Consider the following 10803-nt stretch of genomic DNA (forward strand, 5'->3'; position numbering starts at 1 on the left):
GGGGTAATGGGACTACGTAGCAACTCAAATAACTTGTTGGTATGCGGTAGGTCTTTCAAGGCTTCGGCAATTATCAATTATCAATTCTTGAATTCTTTTGCGACCATATTGGCAAAGGAACGATCGCCGATCGCGATCCAGAGACTAAGAGCCAGGTTCCAGTCAGGGATAGGAGTTGCATCCCAACTGGCAACCAGACGCCTCCAGTCAAGCCCAGCCCAGCAACACCATAAATAGCGATCGCCGCACCGCCTAGTAACAGCCAACGGTAATATCTGTTGCGGACGCAGGCGATCGCACCACCGCCGATCGCTGTGACGATCGAGATGGCGATCGCTTGTGGCAAAGTTACTGGATAGAGTAAGGGGCGTTCGTTGGCTACGGCACCGAGCATTTGGCTGACCATTTGGGCATGGACGAAGACACCGGGCTGTTGCTGGGCAAACCCAGAGCCGAAGGGGGTCGGCCAAAAATCATTGCTGCTCGGATTGACCGAACCAATCAGGATAATCCGATCTTTAATTGCGGCGACAGGTAGCTCGCCGGACAGAGCTTGCTCTAAGGTGACTGTTTGGGCGATGCCTTGGGCGGTGCGACGATAGTTGAGCATCACTTGGAGTCCTTGGGCGTCCTGGGCGTAATAGCCGCCTGCATTTTCGGCTAGGGGGGCGATCTGGAGTTTGCCCAGGCGGAGTACGTTTTGTTGCGAAAACTCGATCGGTAGTTGTCGATCTGCTAAATACCGCATGGCGAGTAGGGTACTCAAGGCGTTGCCCGCTTGACATTGGGATGTCGAGGTGGGGTTCATGGCAACGAGCTGTCGCCGCACCGCTCCGTCGTAATCTTGCACGAAATCGCTAAAGCCGACGGCTGTGGGCGGCACTTCTGGGGCGGGGGAAACACCCACGGTATCGTCGCGAGGATCGGGACGTTTGCAGATGGTAATGAGCCGATCGTTGTTAGCTAGCTGAGATTTGAGCGCGGGTAATTCGGTCTTAAAATCTCGATAAATATCTAAACCGATCGCACTGGGTTGGGCGCGATCGAGTATTTGCAGCAGTTTGGCTAGAGATTCGTCAGAGATCGAACCTGATGCGGTTTGACGGCGTTGGGCGCGGACATCGTCGTCGGTGAGGGTGACGATGAGCAGGCGCGGATCGGCAGGTTCGATCGGGCGAGATTGCATTAACCGATCGTATGCCGCTAGTTCCAATGGTTGCAGCCAACCGAGCGTTTTTGCGCCGAGGGTGAGTCCGGTACCGATCGCACTACAAGCCGCGATCGAGAGTGCCGATTGCCACACAGATTGCCACCAAGTTCGCTGGGTGGGCACAGAACCAGATCGTATCGGTGGGGGTAATGCTACCGTTTGGCTTTGTGCTTGATACCAATCTGCCCACACCGCCGCAGGTTCTGCCGGATTTTGGCAGATAACTGGCAGCCAGGTGGCACAAGGGAAGTCGCGCTCTAGTAGCTCTAATTTTTCCCTGGCTTCGCGCACGGCAGCATATAACGATCGCCCCGCAGCAAAGGTTTGGAGAAAGGTAGTCAAAAATGCCTGCGCCACGCGATCGGGTACGGGTTGGCGCATGACGATCGTTTGGGGAATGCGCAGATCGGCTAAGTCCCACGCCAAGCCCAAACCGTCGCAGGAGTTGAAGATGGCTAGTTTTAGCCCATTGGAGATCGCGCGTTTCAAGCCATATTTCAAGCGATCGATCGTCAGGGTTTCGGTGCTATTAATCTGCATACAACCGCGCTCTTGACTGGAGCTATGTCCGGCAAAAAATAGCATGTCCCATTTACCATCCCAAAGTTGTGCCTGTAACTGCTCGCTACTCGGCTCGACAAGCCAATGGATGTTAGCGTGCGGCAATTGGGATAGAATCTGTCGATCGTATTCGACATCGATGCCTTGACTGTTGCCTAAAATTGCCAGAATGCTGACTCGCTCTGGTTTAACCTGGGAGCCGACTGGCTGCGATCGGGCATATTCTGCCGGACTCAAGGCAATTTCCGCTGTGGGATAATCTTCTAGGAGTTGCCATAACTGCCAAGGTAATTGCAATACACTCGAATCCTGAGCGGCGATCGCGATCCGAATCCGATCGTCCGGACTCAGATGGGTGCGAATCCGCCGTTGGATTTGTTGAAAACCATCGGCATTCAACCATTGATTCAGACAGATTTGGAGTTGCTGGCACACCGATTCAAATTCGGCTTGCGAAATATGGGTGACATCTGCCTCATCAATGTCAAATTCAAAGCTGCGGGTATCGATTCGTCGCCACCCTAAATGGGCGTAGAGCGCGAAATATAAGGTTTGCCATTGCTGCATCGATCGGGCTAATTCTGGCATCGCTGGCAGGCTGCCCGCCATCTGCATCGGCTGCGCCGTCGCCTCGTCCCAAAGTTGGGCGATGATACTCGGCAAACCTGTCTGGGTGTTACCATTCCCTAAATTCAGTACGAGCAGACGTTCCATAATTCGCGCCTAGCTAAACCAGAAAAGATTCGCACACAGTCGTCTCGCCCGATCGCACTTGAATTTTAAATCCCGTGCCCGATTCCGAGCGAAATCGCGGTAACTGAATTGCATTATCTCGATCGCGCGCCACCACCGAACGGACAACTTCATCATCGCTAGACAGCAGTTCTAAGCAGATACCCGCAGGCAGGGTGGCGGTGCGATCGTCCGCTCTCAGTTGCACCTGAATACTTAGGCGATCGGCTGTTTCTACTTCTACTGAAACCAATAGTAACAGCAAGCAATCTGGCAATTGCAAGGCTTTGACTCGGCGCACGATCGGCGTTGCCGTTGCCGTTTGACGCAGTGCAAATGCTAATTCTGCATCTTCACCCAAAAAGTCCTCGACGGCTTGCCAACCAGTGGCGAACGCATTTTGCAGCCAATCGCCCAGCCGATTTGCGGCAGTACGCGGGGACGAAGTTGCACCTTGACGCAATTCCACCAATCGCGATCGCCAAGTTCGATCGCTCGCCAAGGCACCCCACAATCCAAACGGAATCTCTAAGCGCGGATCGGGCACTGTCGCCAATCGCTGGAGCAAATTCTCCGCTTGAGTTGTCGCCACGCTCGCTAAGGGCGCGATCGCCGCTTGAGTAACTTCGGTGGGATTGAGTTCCTGAATCGCCCACAACCCAGATACATCGGCAATTAGCTGGTAGGCGTCGAGATGGTAAGTGCGATCGACTGCGTCGTATCGAGCCTTCGATTTAAGCATCTGATGCGTCGTATAGCCCCAGCAATGCAGCAATTCGGCATCGGGGTCGATTTGTACCGCCAAGAAGTAATCGCCCGCCCAAGCGGGAATATCGACCCATTCCTGGGGAATAACTAATTCGCTATTGTCGATCGCTCTGGATGGCAACAGCACCAGCCGCTTATTGTTGAGTTCCAACACGCTACCATTGACAAATTGCCAAATATCTGCGTCTGGCCAGACCCGAATCTGCGGAAAATCTACGGCGAGATCCTCGCACAATAATTCGGTAGCAATTTGGTTGAGGTAAACATTCCACATCGCCTCGATCGAACCACCAGCCTGCGCTTGTTGCCAAGCGGCATCGCTCATCGGTGCGGGAATGGGCAGGGCGAGTTGCGTAATCGGGATAAGTTGGTTCATAGCGATGCTCCCGATCGTGCGGTTCGGGCATAAAATGATTCCAGCCACTCTTCCAAGAGCGCGCTGATAGAATTAATCACGTCTGAAGTTGGCGCAATATGCAAAGTATTCTGTCCCCACTCCAAAATTGCTTTGAGTAAAGTTTGCCGCACCTTAGAGAGCTTCCGCGATACGGCGTATTGAGGAATCGCTAGTTGCTGGGCGATATGTTGTTGAGTCGCGCCATCGCGATAATATAAAGTCAACAGCTCTCGTGCGGGTGCGTCGAGTTTCTCGATCGCTTCGTGCAACACCGCCACCATTTGCTGTTGTTGGCTCTGACGTTCGGCTGTGGCTTCTCGTTCCTCTAGAGCTTCCATTGGCGAAACATCGTTGCCAACTAAATCGCTTTCCCAATCGGCTTCCGTATCGTCGCCCTTCTTGACATTCAAAGAATTAACCGTCGGATAGAGATAGCTCCGCACCTTTTTCGCCGCATCCAGCAACCATTTTTCGAGTTCTTTAGGCGTAGCGGCGGCGACGTGGGGAAAATCTTTGCGCTCTCGATCGAACGATCGGGCGATTAGTTCCCATGTCTGGGCATCGGGAGCTTCGATCGTCCGCAGTTTGGGCGATTTGTCCGAGCTATGATTACTAGTTAGAGCCTTCCACGCCAAATAATAGCGATCGCGCATCGCCGCATCGAAATTACTAGCTGTGAGCGCGTCTAATAGCCGTTTGCGACTGATTTTCTGTAACAATCCCCATTCGCTACAAAAATCTACCTCCTTGCGTTGCCGCAAATAATCGCGCAAACAATTCCCAAACACCGTATTGGCATAAGTCTTCAACCCCGTCGGCTTCGAGGCATCAAAGGCTTGCAATAGCTTCGGGACATCCGCGATCGCCACCTGAAAACAATCCGACAACTTCATCTGTACCGAACCCACACGCGGCATCACCCGATTTACCGACCAAAAACAAGTTTCCTGCAAATAAGCCGCCAAGTGCCCGATTGCCTGACGCAGAGCCGGACTCAGCGTATCCCGCTGTTTGTCATATTGCCTCAGCCAATACACCGCCCAAAAATCCTCACTACCGCGAGCTTCTGCCGCTACAGCGCGCGTCATACTCCGATGCAAACGCGGATCGATCGCCCACAGCGTCGGTCGATCGGACTCAAATTGCAAAAATGCCGAAAATATCTCGATTAAATCTTTGCGCTGACGCATCAGTTAAGCCAAGAGGGAAGTATAGAGCCATTGTATTGCTCGATCGTAACCGATCCCTCCGTAAAAACTAATTTTTGCTTAAAAAACGAAAAGATCTGCACCCAAACCGATGGAGAACTAAGGATTGTCGATCGTCGCAAACATCACCACATATTAAAAATGAGACCGATCGAAACAAGCCCCAACTTCTCCATAAATTTGGGGCTATAGCTTTCAGAAAGTGCCATCGCGATCTTTTAGTTTAATTACTCGCTAAATAAACGCTCTTGATGTTTCTCTTGACATCCACCCCGCCGTAGAACGGACGGGGATTCCCTAGCTTCGCAACTAAGGTTTCTGCTTCAAGGCACCAGCCTGTCTTGACGCACACAACTCGGAGGAAACCTCCGAGTCGATGCGTCGCTTCCGAGATTTACTCTCTTCGGGTCTTACAGTTGCTCCACAGACTGAAACGGCTAGCCCAGCCGCCAAAATATTTTTACTGGCGTTGATATCCCGATCGTGTTTTGCATGGCAGACACCACACTCCCACTCTCTAATATTCAACGGCAGTTTATCGACAACATGCCCGCAGTTTCCGCATCTTTTCGAGCTGGGAAACCATCGGTCGATTTTAATCAGTTCTCGCCCATACCACTCACATTTGTAGGTAAGCTGGCGAATCAATTCACCCCAACTAGCATCGCTAATGGAGTTTGCCAGCTTGTGATTTTTGAGCATATTCTTAACGGCCAAATCCTCAACTACGATCGTTTGATTTTCACGAATCAGTTGAGTTGTCAGTTTATGCAAAAAATCTGTCCGAGCATCGGTAATTTGAGCGTGGACACGAGCCACCGCTACTCGCGCCTTATGTCGGTTATTACTCCCTTTTTGTTTTCGAGACAGTGCTGTTTGCACCCGTTTCAACTTTTGGCGAAGTCGCTTAAAGTGTTTGGGATTGGCAATCTTATCCCCATTACTAGTAGCAATCAGGCTAGTCACGCCCATGTCCAAACCGATTTGTTTATCAGTTTTAGGGAGTGGTTGAACTGTATGGTCATCTACCAGCAGGGAGACAAACCATTTACCCGCCGCCGTCAGCTTGACAGTAATTGTAGAGGGGGTGCAACCTTCGGGAATTTGCCTAGACCAATGAATTGGCAAGGCTTCGGTACATTTAGCCAAGAATACCTGTCCATCTCTCCAGCGGAAAGCGGACTTAGTAAATTCAGCACTACCGCCATTGCGTTTCTTCTTAAAGTTGGGATATTTCGCCCGACCAGCAAAGAAGTTGGTAAACGCCGTTTGGAGACGTCCACAGGGCAGTAATTTGATTAGGGTAGTTTGATTTCATCGATCTATTCCTGTTGTAACTAGAGCGGACGTGCGATCGAAAACCTCACCATAGATAGATCGGATAAATTAATAGCACCGCAGTTGCCGCCGCTGCTGGAGCCGAAAAAGCCGCCGCAATCCACGGACGAGCACCGAGCCGATAGCTCAGTTCCCACAACCGTCCTAAATAGCACCAAATGCCAATTAGGAAGTGTAGCACGATTAATTGATAAGGGCCGCCATTGTAGAGCCATTCATCGATCGAAGCGGCATCCCAGAGCGGGTAAAAGTGCAATCCGATCGCCGCCGAAGTTGGGATGACAGCAGCAGTAATGAAGTTATTTCCAGCGAGTAGAGCACCCTCGATCGGGTCGCGGATGCCCTCCATATCGACCCCAGGAGCGGTAATAAAGGCGATGATAAAACAGATGGTAGCAGTCAGGAAGGTGGGAATCATCAACACGCCAAACCAACCGATATACAGTCGATTTTCGGTGCTGGTAATCCACTGACAAAACCGCTCCCAGACACTAAAATCATCGGATCGCCAACGAGTTTGAATTGTAGTACTCATCAGTTCGACCTCCTCAACTCATTTCAACAAAAATCGTAGATCGATAATTTGAGGAAGTTGTGAATAAGCATATTCTGGGTGTTGCAGTAGATTTATCGATCGACTAATTTGCATCTGTTCGCATTGTTTTTAGATCTGCCAGATTTTTTTAAAATCTGTAACAATCGACCTAAATAAACATTTTTGCGACTATTCTCAATCCTCATAATTTCCTCATAGTTTTTATCTAAGCTACGTTGTCATGACAGCAGCTTTATTTCTAAACATTCCTTGCATAGTTACGCCTCAATTTGTGGATCGATCGGGTCGTGGATATCGCCCATTGGGGCTGTTTCTAACCCATATCCACTAGTCATCAATTCTTGCAATCGTTTCATAAAGCGAGCCACTGGCGCGCCGTCGGTCACATCGTGGTCGAACATTACGGTCATGCCCACATACTCGCGGATCTCCATGCGATTGTCGATAACGCCTGGTCGCTTGGCAATTCCGCCCACGGCAATTAGTAAAGGATGGATGCCAATGGGAATGCCCCAACTCATGCCGCCACCGCCGAACATGCCTACAGCGGTCACGGAGACAGTACCCATCATCCGCTTGATGCGGAAGGGGTCGCGAAATAAGGGTTGCCAAAACAACAAGTCGCGCACAAACTGCGGTAGCAGCATAAAGATTTGCGTCAGCCATGCTGTCTGGGTCGAGCCAAGCTGGACTGTCTCGACTTCAACTGGTGATGTTTGTGCTGTGCGGATTTCGGCATGGATCCGAGCGAGAGTTTTCTCATTTGCTTTGCGAATGATATAAGGCATCGGCAATTTCTCGCCCGCAACGGCACGTTCGATAACAATCGACACATCCACATCATCAAAAATGACGAGCTGCCGTTTACCATTACGCAGAGCATGGACGTATTTGTGTTCGCTGACTGCTTGCGCCAGACATTTGACGATCCAGCCCGTAAAACTTATCCCCTTTCCCATCTTCACTTTGAGCGCGTGGATGGCCGCGCGAGCCGCCGTGACATCAATTTCTACTAAGATGGGGATATGATGGCGGTGACGACCCCAGTTGAGTGTATCGATCGTCGGGTTGCGGAAACTAGGAAAATTGCGGGTTTCAAAGCTACCGATGAGATCTACTGGTTCCATGTTCGATTATCGATAAATGGCATTATCGATCGTGCAGCGGAAAAATTCACCCTCAGATTCAAAGCGTTCGCTATCAAAAAACCAACCCAACCGCAACTGAGTCGGAATCGTGTAATCGCCAAATGTCCCATCTGCTTCTACCACGCCGCCAAAATCTACATAGTGATGCTTGCCACCTTCAGGGTTGCCCCACCGTAAGAACTTTACTTGCTCCAATCCGCCAAATCGATCGATTCCCAGCACGAGTTCCGCCTGTTCGCCCAGTGCGGTAAAATTGGCGCGCACATGCGCTTTATCCATTTCCGTCCAAACGATATCGGGATGACACAACACGGACGGCAACCACACCGACTCACCCTGCATCCGCCCCGTACCAGAACGCGTGACATCTGCACCATTGGCCTGCATTACTGGAAATAAGCCTAGCATTTTCCACTGCACGTCACTGATGCCATCGACAACTTTATCCGATCCCCAGATTGGCAAACCCTGCATCCAAGTCGTCGCCCGCCAAATCATTCCCCGATGCCAGCAAATTACTTCCTCACCTGTGAAGTGATGCCATTTTTGACCGAGTTTGATTTCGCCATGCATCCACAATCTAACGGCGGAGGCTAGTTTGGCACCAGGCGCAATTGCGTAGTGAAGATAGCGTCGAGCGGCTTCGGGCAAGCGGGTGAGCGAGTTGGGCTTAAAAATTCGTTCGGCTATAGGAGCTGAGTCCCAAAGCTGCTCGATCGAAATATCTGCGATCTTAGCGATAGTTTCAGTCATAATAGTCTCTACTAATTAGAATTAGATTTAACCTGCGTTGGGCGTTTAATGACCTGTCTCGACTTGTCTTTCAATCTCGGCTAAGTTTGTGGGGAACTCGCGAACAAAGACGAGCTGAAATTAACTCTAGACAGCCAAGGGGGGTTTCGATCGATCGAATTGCCATAGCAAGATGACACCCAAGCCAAATAGATTAATTAGACGAGTCAGACATCACGCCCTGTCGATCGCACTTTAGCTAATTAGCAACAAAAATTGACAATACACCGTAACGATAAATACATCGATTATCTTTCAGGCTATGAGAAAAACATGAGGAAATTGTGAGCAAATCTCTGTCGATTGATATATTTTAAAATCTGCGAACGGGCTAGCTGAAATTCAGAGCTAAACTCTCACAAGTTCCTCAGCATTTACGACTAATCTGATAATTGAATCGCCGATTTGCTTGGGAAACATTGCAGGTACACATATGAATAACCCAACGCTAGCCGTCCCTGTAGCGGCTACACCAGATATCTTAGATGTCCGGCAAACTGACTGCTGTATCGTCGGTGGTGGCCCTGCTGGAGCCGTATTAGCTCTACTTTTAGCCCGACAGGGGATAAAAGTTATCTTGCTTGAAGTTCATCGAGATTTAGATCGAGATTTTCGGGGTGATACGATTCATCCTTCAACGATGGAAATTATGGCAGAATTGGGGTTAGCCGATCGATTGTTAGCTCTACCCCACACCAAAATTTCGGAACTGAATATTCAACCACCCAGCGGCGAACCATTCCATGCTGATTTCCGAGGGTTAAATACCAAATATCCGTTTATTACGGTGATGCCCCAAGTCAAGTTTCTGGAGTTTATCGTCGCTCAAGCCCAGCAGTATCCGAATTTCCAAGCGATAATGGGCGCGAATGTCCAAGAATTAGTCACTGAAGGCGATACAATTCGCGGTGTCCGCTATCGAGGGCATGGTGGCTGGCACGAAATCCGCGCGCTACTGACAGTAGGTGCGGATGGGAGGCACTCCAAAGTGCGGGAATTAATCGGTGAAGTCTCGACTGGAAATACACCCCCGCTCGATGTCTTGTGGTTCCGGCTCCCCCGCCATGCGAGCGAACCAGCCGGATTGAGTGGACGGATTGGTAAAGGCGCGATGATGGCAATGGTAGATCGAGGCGAACAATGGCAAATCGCCTATATTTTCCCCAAGGATGGTTATCAGCAGATTCGCCATGCGGGATTATCAGCATTGCGAGAGTCTATTGTAGCAACAGCTCCAGAACTAATCGATCGAGTCGAACTATTACAAGATTGGTCGCAAATCGCCTTTCTCTCAGTCGAATCAGGACGAGTCGATCGATGGTATCGAATGGGTTTATTATTAATTGGTGATGCTGCCCATCCGATGTCTCCCGTTGCTGGAGTGGGCATTAATTATGCGATTCAGGATGCAGTCGTCGCCGCAAATCTGCTCAGTCAGCCACTCAAATCTGGTTCGATCGCAATTACCGACTTGGCAAAAGTTCAACGTCAACGCGAACTACCAACGCGAATTATCCAAGGTTTTCAATCGATCGTCCAAAACCGAATCGTTGCCCAAGCTTTAGCCACCACCGACACAGATTTCAAATTGCCTTGGTTAATGCGTTTACCCTGGTTCCGCTATCTCCCACCACGTTTAATCGGGTTGGGGGTATTTCCAGTTCGCGTTCGATGTTAATCGTTAACCTTGTTTGAATGAAGACAAGAAAAAAGTCGTCAAGGTCGAAGTTAAGTAAATCAAAGATCTCGTCTCTCCGATCGTTATGATTATCTCACCGATCGCATTTCAAGTTCGATCGGTGAGATTTTAATTGATACCAAAATTTAACAATATTCAGAAGTGTCGATCGAGAACAGTAATGCTACATAAATTCTCGCAATTCAGGCGTTGGCGTAGCCTCTGTCTTGACTGAAACACATGCGGAGGAAACCTCCGCGTGATTTCAGTCGCTCCCCTGAAGAATCGATACGAGTTTCTCATATTGTTCTCTTAATCTCAAAGTATCGGGGGCAATCCTATGCCGATCCGGCGATCGTGGGCACATCGATGCCCAATGACGAACTCGCAGCCGTTCGATCGCAATTGCATGGCG

General features: G+C 50.1%; 6 protein-coding genes and 2 pseudogenes. 1 reads left to right on the forward strand and 7 read right to left on the reverse strand.

Annotation, left to right across the window (positions count from 1 at the left end; translation table 11 throughout):
• Nucleotides 1-73 precede the first annotated feature (73 nt).
• The 7 genes and pseudogenes from C7B77_RS14105 to C7B77_RS14140 form a co-directional block, all read right to left on the reverse strand.
• Nucleotides 74-2485, reverse strand: coding sequence for a CHASE2 domain-containing protein (locus tag C7B77_RS14105; RefSeq protein ID WP_106305776.1), 2412 nt, complete (start codon nucleotides 2483-2485; stop codon nucleotides 74-76).
• 13 nt (nucleotides 2486-2498) lie between these two features.
• Entirely contained in the window at nucleotides 2499-3647 is a 1149-nt protein-coding gene (locus C7B77_RS14110; RefSeq protein ID WP_106305779.1) for a DUF1822 family protein, read from the reverse strand.
• Nucleotides 3644-4858: a sigma-70 family RNA polymerase sigma factor gene (locus tag C7B77_RS14115; RefSeq protein ID WP_106305782.1), complete on the reverse strand. Its 1215-nt coding sequence runs from the start codon at nucleotides 4856-4858 to the stop codon at nucleotides 3644-3646. Before C7B77_RS14115 ends, C7B77_RS14110 begins: the two co-directional genes overlap by 4 nt.
• A gap of 327 nt (nucleotides 4859-5185) precedes the next feature.
• A pseudogene (locus C7B77_RS14125) lies at nucleotides 5186-6151 on the reverse strand (RNA-guided endonuclease InsQ/TnpB family protein); the annotation flags it as partial.
• Nucleotides 6152-6251: 100 nt separating this feature from the next.
• Nucleotides 6252-6749 (reverse strand): annotated as a pseudogene (locus tag C7B77_RS14130) (photosynthetic reaction center family protein); the annotation flags it as partial.
• Between the two features lie 278 nt (nucleotides 6750-7027).
• A complete protein-coding gene (locus C7B77_RS14135) occupies nucleotides 7028-7897 on the reverse strand; it encodes a 2-oxo acid dehydrogenase subunit E2 (RefSeq protein WP_106305785.1) in 870 nt (289 codons plus the stop codon).
• Between the two features lie 6 nt (nucleotides 7898-7903).
• Entirely contained in the window at nucleotides 7904-8671 is a 768-nt protein-coding gene (locus C7B77_RS14140) for a DUF6920 family protein (RefSeq protein ID WP_106305788.1), read from the reverse strand.
• 472 nt (nucleotides 8672-9143) lie between these two features.
• Here C7B77_RS14140 and C7B77_RS14145 point away from each other — a divergent pair, with 472 nt between their 5' ends.
• Entirely contained in the window at nucleotides 9144-10388 is a 1245-nt protein-coding gene (locus C7B77_RS14145) for an FAD-dependent oxidoreductase (protein ID WP_106305791.1), read from the forward strand.
• Nucleotides 10389-10803: the final 415 nt, after the last annotated feature.

It is taken from the genome of Chamaesiphon polymorphus CCALA 037, from assembly GCF_003003845.1.
In the GTDB taxonomy this organism is placed as follows: Bacteria; Cyanobacteriota; Cyanobacteriia; order Cyanobacteriales; family Chamaesiphonaceae; genus Chamaesiphon; species Chamaesiphon polymorphus.

Bases quoted from the DNA above. Each gene is read 5' to 3' on its own strand.
- C7B77_RS14140 (WP_106305788.1), bottom strand. From the start codon at position 8,671: ATGACTGAAACTATCGCTAAGATCGCAGATATTTCGATCGAGCAGCTT.
- C7B77_RS14145 (WP_106305791.1), top strand. From the start codon at position 9,144: ATGAATAACCCAACGCTAGCCGTCCCTGTAGCGGCTACACCAGATATC.
- C7B77_RS14135 (WP_106305785.1), bottom strand. From the start codon at position 7,897: ATGGAACCAGTAGATCTCATCGGTAGCTTTGAAACCCGCAATTTTCCT.
- C7B77_RS14105 (WP_106305776.1), bottom strand. From the start codon at position 2,485: ATGGAACGTCTGCTCGTACTGAATTTAGGGAATGGTAACACCCAGACA.
- C7B77_RS14110 (WP_106305779.1), bottom strand. From the start codon at position 3,647: ATGAACCAACTTATCCCGATTACGCAACTCGCCCTGCCCATTCCCGCA.
- C7B77_RS14115 (WP_106305782.1), bottom strand. From the start codon at position 4,858: ATGCGTCAGCGCAAAGATTTAATCGAGATATTTTCGGCATTTTTGCAA.